Consider the following 17,500-nt stretch of genomic DNA (forward strand, 5'->3'; position numbering starts at 1 on the left):
GTGGACAGCCATACTTCCGAATTATGGCAGCAAATACTATCGATCATACAAACGAAGCTAAGCAAGCCTAGCTACGACACTTGGTTTAAAGCAACGAAGGCGACGAAACTGACTGATCAAACTATTGTGATCTCAGCGCCAACTACGTTTGCTGTAGAATGGCTGGAAAGCCGCTATACAAAACTTGTCGGTTCGACTGTATACGAACTGCTCGGAAAGCAAGTGGACGTAAAATTTGTTATAGAAGAAGACAAGACGGCTGAGCCGGATCCGCAGCAAGTATTCACTCCTCCTCCAGTAACTCAAGAGGAAGCTGTGTCTCACATGCTTAATCCGAAGTACACTTTTGACACGTTTGTCATCGGCCCTGGCAATAGGTTCGCACATGCAGCCTCCCTTGCCGTAGCAGAAGCACCGGCCAAAGCGTACAATCCTCTCTTCCTGTACGGTGGAGTTGGACTCGGCAAGACACACCTCATGCATGCCATTGGGCACTACATTTTGGAGCACAACCCCAGTAGTAAGGTTGTTTACCTCTCCTCGGAGAAATTCACGAATGAATTCATTAATTCCATCCGGGACAACCGTGGTGAGAATTTTCGGAATAAATACCGTAACGTAGACATATTGCTGATCGATGATATTCAGTTTTTAGCTGGAAAAGAATCAACACAAGAAGAGTTCTTCCATACGTTCAATGCACTGCATGAAGAACGTAAGCAAATCATTATTTCAAGTGACCGGCCTCCAAAAGAGATCCCAACACTCGAAGAACGATTGCGTTCAAGATTTGAATGGGGACTTATTACGGATATTCAGCCTCCGGATTTGGAGACAAGAATCGCCATTTTACGCAAAAAGGCGAGAGCAGAGAATTTGGATATTCCAAACGAAGCCATGATGTATATTGCGAATCAAATCGATACAAACATCAGAGAACTTGAAGGAGCACTAATACGTGTGGTAGCCTACTCTTCTCTGACGAACCAAGATGTCACAACTCATCTAGCTGCAGAAGCTCTGAAGGACATCATTCCGTCAAGTCGGCCTAAAATTATTACGATTCAAGATATTCAGCAAAAAGTTGGAGAATACTACAACTTGAAGATGGAGGATTTTAAGGCGCGAAAACGGACAAAGGCCGTTGCTTTTCCAAGGCAGATTGCCATGTACCTTTCAAGAGAACTGACAGATTATTCTTTACCGAAGATCGGAGAGGCATTTGGGGGAAGAGACCATACCACGGTCATTCATGCTCACGAGAAGATATCACAGCTCATCAAAACTGATCAGGAGCTCTTTAAAGTTATCAACAGCATTATCGAAAAAGTTAAAAACCCAACTTGAACAAGTACAAAGCCTATGCACAATCTGTACACATGTGGATAGGCTTAATTTTATGTCATTTAAGGCACTTATCCACATATTCAGTGCCCCTATTACTATTACTACTCTTTTTAAAAGATTACTACACCAAATAAACTAAGCTTTCAGCTCAACAAATTGAACTGCAAAAAAGCTTGTTTCAAGGTCTCTATTTTAAAAAACCGATGAATTAATTTATGCGGGTATAGCTTTTTTTATAACCAACTTTTTAAGTTTAAATCATTTAACCGCAAGTTCCAGGTCTTCAAACCTCTCTTCAAAAAGAATTCATTTTTCCAAGGAGTGTAACTATGAAAATAAGCATAATGAAAAGTTATCTGAATGATGCCATTCAGCAAGTATCTAAAGCCATTTCCAGCAGAACAACAATTCCGATTCTGAGCGGTATTAAGTTTGACGTTAACTATCAAGGCGTTACACTTACGGCAAGTGATACGGATATTTCAATTCAGTCTTTTATCCCTCTTGAAGAGGATGGAAAAAGTGTAGTTACTGTCGAACAAGCAGGAAGTGTTGTTTTGCCTGCTAAGTTTTTTGTCGAAATTATTAAGAAGCTGCCTTCACAAGATGTCAAAATGGAAGTGAAAGAGAACTTCAACACTTTCATCTCTGCTGGAGCAACAGAAATTCAGCTGGTCGGCCTTGATCCAGAAGAATTCCCTGTGCTGCCAAGCATTGAAGAGAACCAAACTGTCTCGATCCCTGGAGATTTGCTTAAAAATATGATTAAACAAACGGTGTTCTCTATTTCCACACATGAAACGACACCTATTTTGACAGGGGTCCTTTGGAGTCTTGCTGATAATGAGTTTAAATTTGTGGCAACAGACCGTCACCGTCTTGCTACACGCTCCGCTCACATTGAAGGAGCAGATGAGATTAAATTTCACAACGTAGTTATCTCCGGTAAAACGCTGAATGAACTCAGTAAAATCGTACCTGATCAAAATACACTCGTTGATATTGTCGTTGCTGATAATCAAGTGTTGTTCAAAATTGACCGCGTATTGTTCTACACTCGTATTCTGGATGGAACTTATCCGGATACTTCTAGAATTATTCCAACCACGTTTAAAACAGAACTGGTTTTGAATACAAAAAAACTAAGCGAGTCGATTGACCGGGCTTATTTGCTGTCTCGTGAGGAAAAAACGAATATTGTTCGCATGCAAACACTTGAAAGCGGGGATATTGAAATTTCGTCCAGTTCATCTGAACTCGGTAAGGTACGTGAAGAACTTGAGCTCAAGGAATTTAAAGGGGAACCTCTGAAAATTTCTTTCAACTCCAAATATATGCTCGATGTTCTTAAAGTCGTTGAAAGTGAAGAACTGATGATTTCCTTTACAGGAGTTATGAGTCCGATTATTCTGAAACCTATAGACAACAGCAATAGTCTTTATGTTATTTTGCCTTACCGTACAACCAATTAAGGCAAAAGTTATGCACATGAGAGGAAGTTTATCGTGAAAAAAATAGTTATCCACAGTGAATATATTAAGCTCGACCAGTTTCTTAAGCTGTCCGAATGTGTACCCACAGGAGGTATGGCTAAAGCACTTCTTCAAGAACAAGCGATCAAAGTGAATGGTGAAATTGAAGAACGCCGAGGTCGTAAGCTTTACCCTGGAGATCAGATTGAAGTTGAAGGGGCAGGATCATTCGAGGTAGAAGCAAAGGCATAGGCAGCAGTAGGATGTGGACACCCGCTGCTTCCTCAAAGAGGCGAGGGGCAAGGGAGGATATAGAGCGTGTTTGTGACTGATATCGAACTAAAACAATTCCGCAACTATGAGTACTTAAAACTGGACTCGTTTGGCCCAGTCAATCTCATCATAGGACAAAACGCGCAAGGAAAGACAAATCTTGTTGAAGCCATATATGCACTGGCTCTTACGAAAAGTCATCGCACATCAAAAGATAAGGAACTAATTCGCTTTGAGTCTGGCAGTGCAAACATCCGTGCACATGTAGATAGAAAATATGGAAAAATTCAGCTTGAACTTGCTCTTTCCCAACAAGGTAAGAAAGCAAAGATTAACGGACTAGAACAGCGGAAGTTAAGTGACTTTGTTGGAAGTTTGAATGTAGTTATGTTTGCACCAGAAGATCTCGAGATTGTAAAAGGGACACCGGGGGTTCGCCGCCGGTTCCTTGACATGGAGATCGGTCAGGTTGCTCCGGGATACATTTATCATCTTCAGCAGTATCAGAAAATTCTTGTACAGCGTAATAATTTGCTCAAGCAATTATATGGTGCTGGCGAGTCACAGCAAGTGATGCTGACTGTATGGAATGACCAGCTTGCAGAACATGGTGTTAAAATCGTAAAAAAAAGGAAACAATTCATAAAGAAGCTGCAAAAGTGGGCGGAAACGATTCACGAGGGGATCACAGGGGGAAAAGAAAAGCTTGAACTTGCCTATGTACCTTCCTTTGCAGACCCTTTGGAAGAAGATGAAGCTGTCTTATTAGATCGGTTTATGATAAAATTATCACAAACGAAGGATCAGGAGATTCGGCGAGGGATGTCCCTTACCGGACCACACCGGGATGATTTATCCTTCTTCATCAACGGACGTGAAGTGCAAACCTATGGCTCACAGGGACAACAGCGAACAACTGCATTATCCCTGAAGCTTGCAGAGATTGAACTGATCCGGGAAGAAATAGGGGAATATCCTGTTTTGCTTCTGGATGATGTGCTTTCTGAACTGGATCCGTATCGTCAGACCCAGCTCATCGAAACATTTCAGAGCAAGGTGCAGACCTTTATTACCGCAACAGGCATAGAGACACTCAATACCAGCAAACTGAAGGATGCATACATCTATCAAGTTGACGCTGGTCATGTGGAACGTTAAGGAGAGGATCGGACAATGTATATTCACCTGGGCGGTGACAAAATTATCCGCTCTTCTGAACTCGTAGCCATTTTTGATATCTCTATTGAGAAATCTTCGAAGATTTCCAAACAGTATGTTACGTACGCGAAACAGGAGAAGAATATCGAACAGATTGGTGAAGAGGAAGCCAAATCGATTGTTGTAACGAAAAGCACAGTTTACTATTCTCCAATATCCTCAGCTACACTCAAAAAAAGAGCGAATATTTTATCTGAAATATAAAAGTTATTCCCGAGTATCGTCACCTTGCTAACCGTTAGTAAGGAGGCGGTACTTTTATATCGCAGTCAGTTTTTTTATTTTATACACTCATATCAGCATCACTTGGATACACTCTAATCTTGAGAAGTAGGTGAAAGGCATGTCTATGAATCAACCGGCATATGATGCAGATGAGATTCAGGTCCTTGAAGGACTTGAAGCTGTCAGAAAACGTCCAGGGATGTATATCGGCTCTACCAGCGCAAAAGGCTTGCATCACCTCGTGTGGGAAGTCGTGGACAATAGTATCGACGAAGCATTAGCAGGTTTTTGCGATCAGATTGATGTTACTATTCATGAAGATAACAGCATAACTGTTGTTGATAATGGGCGGGGAATTCCCGTAAGTGAACAGGCCAAAATGAAAAAATCAGCACTTGAAGTCGTAATGACCGTACTTCATGCTGGCGGTAAATTTGGCGGCGGAGGATACAAGGTATCGGGCGGTCTTCACGGGGTAGGTATTTCCGTCGTGAACGCATTGTCGAGTAAAGTCGTGGTTACCGTAAAAAGAGACGGACACGTCTACAGACAAGAATATCAACGCGGTGTTCCTCAGTATGATGTAAAAGTAATCGGAGATACAGAAGAGACAGGAACAACGACTACCTTCTATCCCGATAGTGAAATTTTTACGGAAACTACTGAGTATGATTACAATACGTTGCTCACTCGGATTCGTGAACTTGCCTTTCTTAACAAAGGAATTGGGCTTCGAATTACCGATGAACGTACAGGAGTTTCTAACTCTTTTCATTACGAAGGCGGAATTAAAGAGTATGTTCAATATCTGAATAATAAAAGAGAAGTACTCCATGAACAGCCGATCTATGTAGAAGGACAGAGAGAGAGTATTCAGGTGGAAGTAGCATTGCAGTACAATGACAGCTACGCCGAGAATATCTACTCTTTTGCTAATAATATTAATACTCATGAAGGCGGTACTCATGAGTCTGGATTTAAGAGTGCCTTGACACGCGTAATCAATGATTATGCGCGGAAGACCGGCATTATTAAAGATAATAACAGCAATCTTACTGGTGATGATGTACGTGAGGGACTCACAGCGATTATCTCGGTTAAGATTCCTGAGCCTCAGTTTGAAGGACAGACCAAAACGAAACTTGGTAATAGTGAAGTTCGGGGTGTCGTGGAATCCTTGTTCGCAGAAAAGCTGCAAGAGTTCCTCATCGAGAATCCATCTACTGCCCGCCGCATTCTAGATAAAGCGCTCCAAGCATCTAGAGCACGTGAAGCGGCCCGGAAAGCAAGAGAGATGACTCGCCGTAAAAGCGTACTAGAAGTAAGCTCTCTGCCAGGTAAACTGGCTGACTGTTCTTCCAAAGATGCTTCTATCAGCGAACTGTACATTGTAGAGGGTGACTCTGCGGGGGGATCTGCAAAGCAAGGACGCGATCGTCACTTCCAGGCGATTTTGCCGCTGCGCGGTAAGATTCTAAACGTAGAGAAAGCAAGACTTGACCGTATCTTGTCTAATGCGGAGATTCGCGCTATTATCACTGCTCTTGGCACAGGGATTGGCGACGATTTTGATATTGAAAAAGCACGTTATCACAAAGTCATTATTATGACAGATGCTGATGTCGATGGTGCTCATATTCGTACACTCCTGCTAACTTTCTTTTACCGCTATATGCGTAAAATTATCGAAGCGGGATACGTATATATTGCGCAGCCGCCGCTTTTCAAAGTAGAGCGTAATAAAACGATCCGTTATGCAGGTTCAGAAGCAGAACGTGATGCCATTATTCGTGAATTCGGCGAAAATGCAAAAGTTAACGTGCAGCGTTATAAAGGTCTTGGAGAGATGAATGCAACACAGCTTTGGGAAACGACAATGGATCCAGAAAGCCGTACGATGCTTCAGGTTTCCATAGGCGATGCTATGTTGGCTGATACCATGTTTGATACCCTTATGGGTGATAACGTTGAACCGCGTCGTGACTTTATTCAAGAAAATGCTAGATACGTTAAGAACCTTGACGTTTAGTAGGTAAATAAAAAGAGAAGAGGCCAGTTTGGCCTCTTTTTTATATCTATTTTGTTGATTTGGATTTGGGTGCTGGCTTGAGTCTGCCATAGGCAATGGCGTACTTCTTAATTTTTCGATAGATACTTTTATCGGGCAGATAACCAAATACATAGAGACCTGGAGAAGTATTCACTTCAAGAATCCATGGTTTAACCTGGGCATCAAGAGCAATATCTAGTCCTATTTCTTTAATGCGAGGGTAGGTCTTTTCCATACATTTTGCTGTTCGTACCCCTAGCACATAAAGTTCTTTTTTTAATTTTGTCGTCTCTGCTTTGGTGAGATAGGGCATCATTAGTTGCTCAAAAGATACGATGCGTCCCCCGCCATTGATGTTAGTTATAATTTTTCCTTTTGCTGCTACTTTACCTATTATTCCTGTAGCTTCCCAATTTCCGCTCAAATTACGCTGAACCATTACTCGTAAGTCAAAAGGACGCTTCTGATATTTCAGGAGAGGGATTCCCCTTTGGACAAGATAAGATTTCCCCATAGTCCGTTTAAGAATGGCTTTATGCAGGTCAGCGATAGAGTCATAATGCTCTTTCTTTTTTACATAATGAAGTTTATATAGTGCACTAGACACATCTTCACTGCTTGGCTCATCTGCGTGGTCTGCAGCTTCAGAAGTACGTTCAGTACGTTCAATTCTCATAATCCCTTTCCCATGGGTGCCCTGTTCTGGCTTAACATAAACCGTTCGGTAAATTTGGCACATTTGTTCTAATGCAGTAAGACTATATTTTCTCGTTTCCGGATGGAAGGGAGCAATATACTTATCTTTCAAAAGGACCTTCATCTTTTTCCACTTACTTGAAACTTTCTGTATGCTCACAAAAACCCTCCTCTACTGAGAATACTTCATTCATTTCCACTTCCACATAAAATTGATTTGTACGTAAGAGTACTGAGGGAAATCCATAGGACAAGGACTAAAAACAGTGGTATAATAGAGGAATATGGCGATTCCTGTGGACTCAGGTGAAATCCTGTAGGAAATGGTGGCATCTGCATTAATATAGTGTATTCCTTAGCTGTGAATTAGGAAGGGCACTTCCCTAGGAGCGGCATGGATATATAGAAATAGAGCAGGTTTAATAATGCTCTTTTGGTAAAGGCTTATGTAATAGGATAGATGTGAATTTAGGAGTACTACAGTCGTGTTAGGCTATAGTTATATAAAGATTAAACGTAAGGCAGCTTAACAATGTGGTTTTGATAGACTAGAAGGAGGTCCAGCATGGCGGATCAAAATAACTCGCAAATTAAAGACCGTGATATAGGCGTGGAGATGCGTGAGTCCTTTATGGACTATGCGATGAGTATCATCGTCAGCCGTGCTTTGCCTGACGTTAGGGACGGGCTTAAGCCGGTTCACAGACGTATTTTGTATGCAATGTCAGAGCTCGGCATGGCACCGGATAAACCTTATAAGAAATCTGCAAGGATTGTCGGTGAGGTTATCGGTAAGTATCACCCTCATGGTGACTCTGCTGTATATGAAACAATGGTGCGGATGGCTCAAGACTTCTCGCTGCGTTATATGCTCGTTGATGGACATGGTAACTTCGGTTCCATTGATGGAGATATGGCGGCAGCTATGCGTTACACGGAAGCACGTCTTTCTAAGATTGCAATGGAGATGCTTCGTGATATCAATAAAGATACCATTGATTTTCAGCCAAACTATGACGGTGAGGAACACGAACCTATTGTTCTTCCGGCCAGATATCCGAATCTCTTGGTAAATGGGGTAGGCGGTATTGCCGTAGGTATGGCTACCAACATTCCTCCGCATAATTTGGGCGAGGTCATTGATGGGGTACAGGCAATGATTAAGAATCCAGAGATTACATCTCTGGAACTGATGGATTATATTCATGGACCAGACTTCCCAACTGCAGGATATATCCTGGGTAGATCGGGGATCAGACAGGCTTATCAGACAGGCCGCGGTTCTGTCACAATGCGAGCTAAAACAACGATTGAAGAAGTGAATAATAAAGCACGAATTATTGTGCATGAAATTCCTTATCAAGTGAATAAAGCACGGCTTGTAGAAAAAATTGCAGAACTCGTTCGCGATAAAAGAATCGAAGGTATTACGGATCTTCGAGATGAATCTGATCGCAGCGGTATGCGGATTGTTATTGAACTTCGCCGCGACGTTAATCCGAATGTAGTACTGAACAATTTATACAAGCATACTTCCATGCAGTCTAATTTTGGTATCAACATGCTTGCTATCGTAAATAACGAACCGAAAATACTGAATTTGCGTGAAGTGTTATATCACTACTTGCAGCATCAGATTGTTGTAATTCGCCGCCGTACAGAGTTTGAATTGCGTAAAGCAGAGGCTCGTGCGCATATTCTCGAAGGTTTACGAATCGCTCTTGATCATATCGACGAGATTATTGCACTAATCCGTGCTTCGGCAACGACGGAGGCAGCAAGAGAAAGCCTGATCAATCGTTTTGAATTAAGCCATGATCAAGCGCAGGCAATTCTCGATATGCGTCTGCAACGACTCACTGGACTGGAACGCGAGAAGATCGAGAATGAATATAATGAGCTCCTAGCTAAGATCACAGAGTTTAAAGAGATTTTGGCCAATGAGCATCTTGTTCTCCAAATCATTAGTGATGAACTTCAAGAGATTAAGGATCGTTTTGCTGATGAGCGTCGTACCGAAATTACGGTTGGCGAGGAGAGCATTCTTGATGAGGACCTTATTCCTCGTGAAGATGTGATTGTTACAATTACCCATACTGGGTACATCAAACGCTTGCCGGTATCGACTTATCGATCTCAGAGACGGGGAGGACGCGGTGTTGTTGGTATGGATACGAAGGACCAGGATTTTGTTGAACATCTTTTCGTATCGAATACCCATAACTATCTCATGTTCTTCACAGACAAGGGGAAAGTATACCGCCTCAAAGCTTATGAGATTCCTGAATTAGGACGTACAGCAAGAGGAACGCCAATTATTAACCTGATTCAGATTGAACAGGGAGAAACGGTCAATGCCGTAATTGAGGTTGAAGAGTTCGAGAGCGACAAATACCTGTTCTTTGCTACGAAGCAAGGGGTAGTGAAAAAGACACCGCTTGAGGATTATATAAACATACGTAAGGGCGGCCTTATTGCTATTCATCTTCGTGAAGATGATTCGCTTATTGAGGTGAAACTGACGGATGGAAAACAAGAAATGATCATGGGTACAGCACAAGGGATGTCCATTCATTTCTCTGAAGATGATGTTCGCTCCATGGGCAGAAGTGCTACTGGCGTGAAGGGTATTACTCTGGATTCTGACGACATGGTTATTGGTATGGATGTTATTGATCCAGATCAGGAAGTGCTGATTGTTACGGCTAATGGTTACGGTAAGCGTACACCAGTTGCTGACTATCGTATTCAGACCCGTGGCGGTAAAGGGATCAAGACGATCAATGTTACGGAGAAGAATGGTCCTGTTGTGAGCCTCAAAGTTGTAAAATCAGAAGAGGATCTCATGATTATTACAACCAGCGGTACTCTGATTCGGATGAGTATGGAAGGTGTCTCTACAATGGGACGTTATACTCAAGGGGTTAAGCTGATTCATACTCGTGATAATGATTCTGTAGCGACAGTTTGTCGTACAGATAAATCTGAAGAGAATGATGAAGAAGACGGTGAATTCGACAACGAGGCTAACATTGCTGGAGCAGATGACATGTCTGATATAGATACGGATACAGAAGAGAATGTAACGGATCAAACGGATATGGATACGAGCAGTGAAGAATCGGAAGAAGAATCCGAATAAGAATAATTGGAAAAGAGTCTCCTGTTATGGGAGGCTCTTTTTTTCATTTAAAGCATGGAGAGAGCAATAACCAACTTTGCAATACCAATATACACACCAATATAAAAGGTATATAATGTAAAAATATTATAATTTTAAAGTAATAAGAACGGAGCGGTAGTAAAAATGGCGTTGATGTCGATCATCGATTTAAAACCAGGAGCTAAACTAGGTAAAGATGTTTATACACCTTTAGGGGGATTGCTGCTTCCCAAAGGAAAAGTAATACTTCCGCGTGATCTAGATATATTGCGTGCTTTTCTCATTCAGACGGTAGATATCGATAGTAATCAGACTAAACAAAACCTACCTTCACCATCCCAAGACAGTAAGAAACAAGAGATAGAGCAGAAGAGGGAAGAAGATGCTCAGTTCGAACAAATCGTACGATCAGCTGAACTCACATCATTTGATGAAGAATACGATAAAATGATAATTCTAATTAAGAAAGCTTTTAATGAAGCAGGAGCGTTTGATATTCCGATATTTGAGCTTCGTACCCAACTAGAAATTTTAATTATACATATTAAGAAATACCAAGTTCTTTATTTTGTACCTTCTTCTATTAAGAAAGAAGAGTATATGTATCACAATGGTGTACTCACCGCTTTAACGTCCTACTTATTAGCTCAGTGGTGTAAATTGCCCTCAAAAGATTGGGTACAAGTAGCTCTGGCGGGTCTTTTGCACAACATAGGTAATAGTAAAATTGATCAATCCTTAATAATGAGTCCTAATCTCTTATCTGATGTAGAGGAAGAAGAGGTACGTAAACATACAACATACGGATACAATATCCTTAAGCAAGTCAAAGCAATTAATGATGGGGTAAGACTAACTGCACTGCAACATCATGAGAAGATAGACGGATCTGGCTATCCACTTAAACTAGTTGGTGACCAAATTCATATTTATGCCAGAATTGTAGCTGTGGCTGATATCTTTCATGCTATGACTTTGGACAAGCCATATAAAGAATCTCAGTCACCTTATTTAGTATTAGAACAGATCTTGCTTGAGTCATTTGGAAAACTTGACCCCAAAATCGTACAAATCTTTATTCGGAGAGCAACACAGTTCCATCAAGGAACAATTGTGCGTCTAAGTGATGAAAGAATAGGTGAGATCATTTTTACCGATCGAGATCATCCAACTCGCCCTATGGTGTCTGTAGAAGGTACCATTGTTAATCTAGTAGCGCAGAGGCAGCTGTACATTAAAGAGTTGATACAAAAATAAATTTAGAGATCCTCTGTTTGTTGGTTGTATAATAGCAGGGGATTTCTCATCTTATTAAACAATCTAAATAGAATTAAAAGTTTTTCTCAAAAAAGACTTGCATAATTTTTATCAGCATGGTATATTCTAATTCCGGCCAAGAAGTTAGCCAGTAAGCAACACACTGAATAACCAAGCGATTTAACGAAGTTAAAAACTTCGAAAAAAAGCTTGACACTCTAAACCGGACATGATATGATATAAAAGTTGCTGACGACGAAAGTTATTAGCGAGATTGATCTTTGAAAACTGAACAACGAGGAGTTTTACGTAAGTAAAACTCATGAGTGAATTAATACAACTTTCATTTGTTGGTCATAACAAATGAAATAGAGAACGTTAAGTTCTCGTCAGCATTTTCTAAATGAGCTTATCGCTCTTTTCAATAACTTTATTGGAGAGTTTGATCCTGGCTCAGGACGAACGCTGGCGGCGTGCCTAATACATGCAAGTCGAGCGGAGTTAATGAGAAGCTTGCTTCTCTGAGACTTAGCGGCGGACGGGTGAGTAACACGTAGGCAACCTGCCCATAAGACTGGGATAACTACCGGAAACGGTAGCTAATACCGGATAGGTTCTTCTCTCGCATGAGAGAAGAAAGAAAGACGGAGCAATCTGTCACTTATGGATGGGCCTGCGGCGCATTAGCTAGTTGGTGGGGTAAAGGCCTACCAAGGCGACGATGCGTAGCCGACCTGAGAGGGTGATCGGCCACACTGGGACTGAGACACGGCCCAGACTCCTACGGGAGGCAGCAGTAGGGAATCTTCCGCAATGGACGAAAGTCTGACGGAGCAACGCCGCGTGAGTGATGAAGGTTTTCGGATCGTAAAGCTCTGTTGCCAGGGAAGAACGTCCTTGAGAGTAACTGCTCAAGGAGTGACGGTACCTGAGAAGAAAGCCCCGGCTAACTACGTGCCAGCAGCCGCGGTAATACGTAGGGGGCAAGCGTTGTCCGGAATTATTGGGCGTAAAGCGCGCGCAGGCGGTTATTTAAGTTGGGTGTTTAATCCCGGGGCTCAACCTCGGGTCGCACCCAAAACTGGGTAACTTGAGTACAGAAGAGGAAAGTGGAATTCCACGTGTAGCGGTGAAATGCGTAGAGATGTGGAGGAACACCAGTGGCGAAGGCGACTTTCTGGGCTGTAACTGACGCTGAGGCGCGAAAGCGTGGGGAGCAAACAGGATTAGATACCCTGGTAGTCCACGCCGTAAACGATGAATGCTAGGTGTTAGGGGTTTCGATACCCTTGGTGCCGAAGTTAACACATTAAGCATTCCGCCTGGGGAGTACGGTCGCAAGACTGAAACTCAAAGGAATTGACGGGGACCCGCACAAGCAGTGGAGTATGTGGTTTAATTCGAAGCAACGCGAAGAACCTTACCAGGTCTTGACATCCCTCTGACCGGTCTAGAGATAGACCTTTCCTTCGGGACAGAGGAGACAGGTGGTGCATGGTTGTCGTCAGCTCGTGTCGTGAGATGTTGGGTTAAGTCCCGCAACGAGCGCAACCCTTGATCTTAGTTGCCAGCACTTCGGGTGGGCACTCTAAGGTGACTGCCGGTGACAAACCGGAGGAAGGTGGGGATGACGTCAAATCATCATGCCCCTTATGACCTGGGCTACACACGTACTACAATGGCCGGTACAACGGGCAGCAAAGCCGCGAGGTGGAGCAAATCCTTAAAAGCCGGTCTCAGTTCGGATTGCAGGCTGCAACTCGCCTGCATGAAGTCGGAATTGCTAGTAATCGCGGATCAGCATGCCGCGGTGAATACGTTCCCGGGTCTTGTACACACCGCCCGTCACACCACGAGAGTTTACAACACCCGAAGCCGGTGGGGTAACCGCAAGGAGCCAGCCGTCGAAGGTGGGGTAGATGATTGGGGTGAAGTCGTAACAAGGTAGCCGTATCGGAAGGTGCGGCTGGATCACCTCCTTTCTATGGAGAATCGTTTCCTGCAACGGAAACATTCAAATATACGGAAGCTAAGCTTCCAAAACACTCACTCGTTGTTCAGTTTTGAGAGTTTAATCTCTCAAAACTTGCTCATTGAAAACTAGATAACGAAACAATTTTGCGATTTTAGAAATATCCTTTAAACTGAACTTGTGTTAAACAAGTGAAGATTAATAGATTGCTTAGCGAAATTTTTGAATGATGAACGACTTTTGGTGAATGCCAACCGGAGTGAATCAGTCAAAAATGAGCATATGGTTAAGCTATTAAGAGCACACGGAGGATGCCTAGGCGCTAGGAGCCGATGAAGGACGTGGCGAACAACGATACTGCCTCGGGGAGCTGTACGCAAGCTTTGATCCGGGGATGTCCGAATGGGGAAACCCAGCTGTCGTAATGGATAGTTATCTCCACCTGAACACATAGGGTGGTTGAAGGCATACCAGGGGAACTGAAACATCTAAGTACCCTGAGGAAGAGAAAACAATAGTGATTCCGTCAGTAGCGGCGAGCGAACGCGGATTAGCCCAAACCAATCAGCTTGCTGGTTGGGGTTGTGGGACGTCTCACATGGAGTTACAAAGGAACCGGTTAGTTGAAGAGGTCTGGAAAGGCCCGCCAGAGAAGGTAAAAGCCCTGTAGTCAAAAATCTGTTCCCTCCGAGACGGATCCCGAGTAGTGCGAGGCACGTGAAACCTCGTATGAATCCGGCAGGACCATCTGCCAAGGCTAAATACTCCCTAGCGACCGATAGTGAAGCAGTACCGTGAGGGAAAGGTGAAAAGCACCCCGGAAGGGGAGTGAAATAGAACCTGAAACCGTGTGCTTACAAAAAGTCAGAGCCCGTTTTATGGGTGATGGCGTGCCTTTTGTAGAATGAACCGGCGAGTTACGTTCCCGTGCAAGGTTAAGGTGAAAAGCCGTAGCCGCAGCGAAAGCGAGTCTGAATAGGGCGAATGAGTACGTGGACGTAGACCCGAAACCGTGTGATCTACCCCTGTCCAGGGTGAAGGTGCGGTAACACGCACTGGAGGCCCGAACCCACGCACGTTGAAAAGTGCGGGGATGAGGTGGGGGTAGCGGAGAAATTCCAATCGAACTCGGAGATAGCTGGTTCTCCCCGAAATAGCTTTAGGGCTAGCCTCGGAACAAGTAAGTCGTGGAGGTAGAGCACTGATTGGGTGCGGGGCCCGCAAGGGTTACCAAGCTCAGTCAAACTCCGAATGCCATAGACTTGTATTCCGGGAGTCAGACAGTGAGTGCTAAGATCCATTGTCGAAAGGGAAACAGCCCAGACCATCAGCTAAGGTCCCCAAGTGTGTGTTAAGTGGGAAAGGATGTGGAGTTGCACAGACAACCAGGATGTTGGCTTAGAAGCAGCCACCATTTAAAGAGTGCGTAATAGCTCACTGGTCGAGTGACTCTGCGCCGAAAATGTAACGGGGCTAAACACACCACCGAAGCTATGGCTTGATGCTTTGCATCAGGGGTAGGGGAGCGTTGTATACCGGGTTGAAGGTAGACCGGAAGGACTGCTGGACTGTATACAAGTGAGAATGCCGGTATGAGTAACGAAAAGATCAGTGAGAATCTGATCCGCCGAAAACCTAAGGGTTCCTGAGGAAGGCTCGTCCGCTCAGGGTAAGTCGGGACCTAAGGCGAGGCCGAAAGGCGTAGTCGAAGGACAACAGGTCGAAATTCCTGTACCACCGTAAATCGTTACGAGCGATGGGGGGACGCAGTAGGGTAGTGACGCAGACTGATGGATGTCTGTCCAAGCAGTGAGGCTGATGTGTAGGCAAATCCGCACATCGTAAGGCTGGGCTGTGATGGGGAGTGAAAATTACAGTAGCGAAGGTCATGATCTCAGACTGCCAAGAAAAGCCTCTAGCCAGATGAAGGTGCCCGTACCGTAAACCGACACAGGTAGGTGAGAAGAGAATTCTAAGGCGCGCGGAAGAACTCTCGTTAAGGAACTCGGCAAAATGACCCCGTAACTTCGGGAGAAGGGGTGCCCCGGTAGTGTGAATAGCACGAGGGGGCCGCAGTGAAAAGGCCCAAGCGACTGTTTAGCAAAAACACAGGTCTGTGCGAAGCCGCAAGGCGAAGTATACGGGCTGACGCCTGCCCGGTGCTGGAAGGTTAAGGGGAGTGGTTAGGAGTAATCCGAAGCTATGAACCGAAGCCCCAGTAAACGGCGGCCGTAACTATAACGGTCCTAAGGTAGCGAAATTCCTTGTCAGGTAAATTCTGACCCGCACGAATGGCGTAACGACTTGGGCGCTGTCTCAACGAGAGATCCGGTGAAATTTTAATACCTGTGAAGATGCAGGTTACCCGCGACAAGACGGAAAGACCCCATGGAGCTTTACTGCAGCTTGATATTGGATTTGGGTACGATCTGTACAGGATAGGTGGGAGCCTAAGAAGCATGAGCGCCAGCTTGTGTGGAGGCAACGTTGGGATACCACCCTGATCGTATCTAGGTTCTAACTTGGTACCGTAATCCGGTGCGAGGACAGTGTCAGGTGGGCAGTTTGACTGGGGCGGTCGCCTCCTAAAGAGTAACGGAGGCGCCCAAAGGTTCCCTCAGAATGGTTGGAAATCATTCGCAGAGTGTAAAGGCACAAGGGAGCTTGACTGCGAGACCTACAAGTCGAGCAGGGACGAAAGTCGGGCTTAGTGATCCGGTGGTACCGCATGGAAGGGCCATCGCTCAACGGATAAAAGCTACCCTGGGGATAACAGGCTTATCTCCCCCAAGAGTCCACATCGACGGGGAGGTTTGGCACCTCGATGTCGGCTCATCGCATCCTGGGGCTGAAGTAGGTCCCAAGGGTTGGGCTGTTCGCCCATTAAAGCGGTACGCGAGCTGGGTTCAGAACGTCGTGAGACAGTTCGGTCCCTATCTGTCGTGGGCGTAGGAAATTTGAGAGGAGCTGTCCTTAGTACGAGAGGACCGGGATGGACATACCGCTGGTGTACCAGTTGTTCCGCCAGGAGCATCGCTGGGTAGCTATGTATGGAAGGGATAAGCGCTGAAAGCATCTAAGCGCGAAGCCCACCTCAAGATGAGATTTCCCAATTAGTAAGACCCCTTGAAGACGACGAGGTAGATAGGCTGGAGGTGGAAGTGCAGCAATGCATGGAGCTGACCAGTACTAATCGGTCGAGGGCTTATCCTACAATTAAATTGCAAAGATTGTTTCGTATCTAGTTTTCAGGGAGCAAATCCTTGAATACCGCATTTGTAAAAATGCTCGTTTGGTGGCGATAGCGGAGGGGTTCCACACGTACCCATCCCGAACACGACCGTTAAGCCCTCCAGCGCCGATGGTACTTGGACCGCAGGGTCCTGGGAGAGTAGGACGTCGCCAAGCAATACATAAAGACACTGCCATTAGGTAGTGTCTTTTTTGTTGTGTGTTTTTAGTTAAACACCTATTTTACTAAGGCATAATGTATGAGACTCCTTGTAATACCATATTAAACATAACTTATGTTCATTATAAATGAATCAATATTTATAAATCTCTTTGTATTAGGCCCAGTATAAGTATTTAATATAGATGTAAGTGATCTTATATGACTTATTACTTCTCTGGTCGAATCTTAACAAGGTCGGAGCTGTGAAGACTTGTGCAGAGTGTCTGGAAAGCGAATACAATAGTAGTTTGACGGTTTTGTTATCTATTTATACTTTTGACCATAGAGGGATCGGAAATAAGGTGTCTTGGATATATAAGATGGGTTAAAACGTTATAATAATTGTGTTTTAACATTTAGTAAGGTGAAGAGA

General features: G+C 44.1%; 9 protein-coding genes and 3 rRNA genes. 11 read left to right on the forward strand and 1 reads right to left on the reverse strand.

Annotation, left to right across the window (positions count from 1 at the left end; translation table 11 throughout):
* The 6 genes from dnaA (at position 1) to gyrB (ending at position 6,564) form a co-directional block, all read left to right on the forward strand.
* On the forward strand, positions 1 to 1,347 hold the full coding sequence (dnaA, locus tag QPK24_RS00005; RefSeq protein WP_160035495.1) for a chromosomal replication initiator protein DnaA: 1,347 nt from the start codon (positions 1 to 3) through the stop codon (positions 1,345 to 1,347).
* Positions 1,348 to 1,676: 329 nt separating this feature from the next.
* Entirely contained in the window at positions 1,677 to 2,819 is a 1,143-nt protein-coding gene (gene dnaN, locus QPK24_RS00010; protein ID WP_285745245.1) for a DNA polymerase III subunit beta, read from the forward strand.
* A 33-nt stretch (positions 2,820 to 2,852) separates the two neighbouring features.
* A complete protein-coding gene (gene yaaA, locus QPK24_RS00015; RefSeq protein ID WP_285745247.1) occupies positions 2,853 to 3,071 on the forward strand; it encodes a S4 domain-containing protein YaaA in 219 nt (72 codons plus the stop codon).
* Between the two features lie 66 nt (positions 3,072 to 3,137).
* Positions 3,138 to 4,250: a DNA replication/repair protein RecF gene (gene recF / locus QPK24_RS00020; protein ID WP_160035489.1), complete on the forward strand. Its 1,113-nt coding sequence runs from the start codon at positions 3,138 to 3,140 to the stop codon at positions 4,248 to 4,250.
* A gap of 15 nt (positions 4,251 to 4,265) precedes the next feature.
* Entirely contained in the window at positions 4,266 to 4,514 is a 249-nt protein-coding gene (gene remB, locus QPK24_RS00025) for an extracellular matrix regulator RemB (protein ID WP_160035487.1), read from the forward strand.
* A 139-nt stretch (positions 4,515 to 4,653) separates the two neighbouring features.
* Positions 4,654 to 6,564: a DNA topoisomerase (ATP-hydrolyzing) subunit B gene (gyrB, locus tag QPK24_RS00030; protein ID WP_285745250.1), complete on the forward strand. Its 1,911-nt coding sequence runs from the start codon at positions 4,654 to 4,656 to the stop codon at positions 6,562 to 6,564.
* 46 nt (positions 6,565 to 6,610) lie between these two features.
* Here the strand turns inward: gyrB and QPK24_RS00035 are convergent, their stop codons facing one another.
* On the reverse strand, positions 6,611 to 7,441 hold the full coding sequence (locus QPK24_RS00035; RefSeq protein WP_285745251.1) for a YheC/YheD family protein: 831 nt from the start codon (positions 7,439 to 7,441) through the stop codon (positions 6,611 to 6,613).
* 405 nt (positions 7,442 to 7,846) lie between these two features.
* On the opposite strand from QPK24_RS00035, the gene gyrA reads away from it, so the two are divergent.
* From gyrA to rrf, 5 genes are all read left to right on the forward strand, one after another.
* The gene (gene gyrA / locus QPK24_RS00040) at positions 7,847 to 10,423 is read left to right on the forward strand and encodes a DNA gyrase subunit A (protein ID WP_285745254.1); all 2,577 of its coding nucleotides are present in this window, start codon (positions 7,847 to 7,849) and stop codon (positions 10,421 to 10,423) included.
* Positions 10,424 to 10,588: 165 nt separating this feature from the next.
* Positions 10,589 to 11,701, forward strand: coding sequence for an HD-GYP domain-containing protein (locus QPK24_RS00045; protein ID WP_285745256.1), 1,113 nt, complete (start codon positions 10,589 to 10,591; stop codon positions 11,699 to 11,701).
* A 430-nt stretch (positions 11,702 to 12,131) separates the two neighbouring features.
* Positions 12,132 to 13,683, forward strand: a 16S ribosomal RNA gene (locus tag QPK24_RS00050).
* Between the two features lie 274 nt (positions 13,684 to 13,957).
* A 23S ribosomal RNA gene (locus QPK24_RS00055) occupies positions 13,958 to 16,886 on the forward strand.
* Between the two features lie 78 nt (positions 16,887 to 16,964).
* A 5S ribosomal RNA gene (gene rrf / locus QPK24_RS00060) occupies positions 16,965 to 17,081 on the forward strand.
* The 16S, 23S and 5S rRNA genes sit together here, the layout of an rRNA operon.
* The last annotated feature ends 419 nt before the right edge of the window (positions 17,082 to 17,500 follow it).

The sequence above is a fragment of the Paenibacillus polygoni genome (assembly GCF_030263935.1).
GTDB lineage: Bacteria > Bacillota > Bacilli > Paenibacillales > Paenibacillaceae > Paenibacillus > Paenibacillus polygoni.

What these genes read in the sequence shown, in the direction of transcription:
- gyrA (WP_285745254.1), top strand. Translation starts at nt 7,847, where the DNA reads ATGGCGGATCAAAATAACTCGCAAATTAAAGACCGTGATATAGGCGTG.
- gyrB (WP_285745250.1), top strand. Translation starts at nt 4,654, where the DNA reads ATGTCTATGAATCAACCGGCATATGATGCAGATGAGATTCAGGTCCTT.
- remB (WP_160035487.1), top strand. Translation starts at nt 4,266, where the DNA reads ATGTATATTCACCTGGGCGGTGACAAAATTATCCGCTCTTCTGAACTC.
- QPK24_RS00045 (WP_285745256.1), top strand. Translation starts at nt 10,589, where the DNA reads ATGGCGTTGATGTCGATCATCGATTTAAAACCAGGAGCTAAACTAGGT.
- dnaN (WP_285745245.1), top strand. Translation starts at nt 1,677, where the DNA reads ATGAAAATAAGCATAATGAAAAGTTATCTGAATGATGCCATTCAGCAA.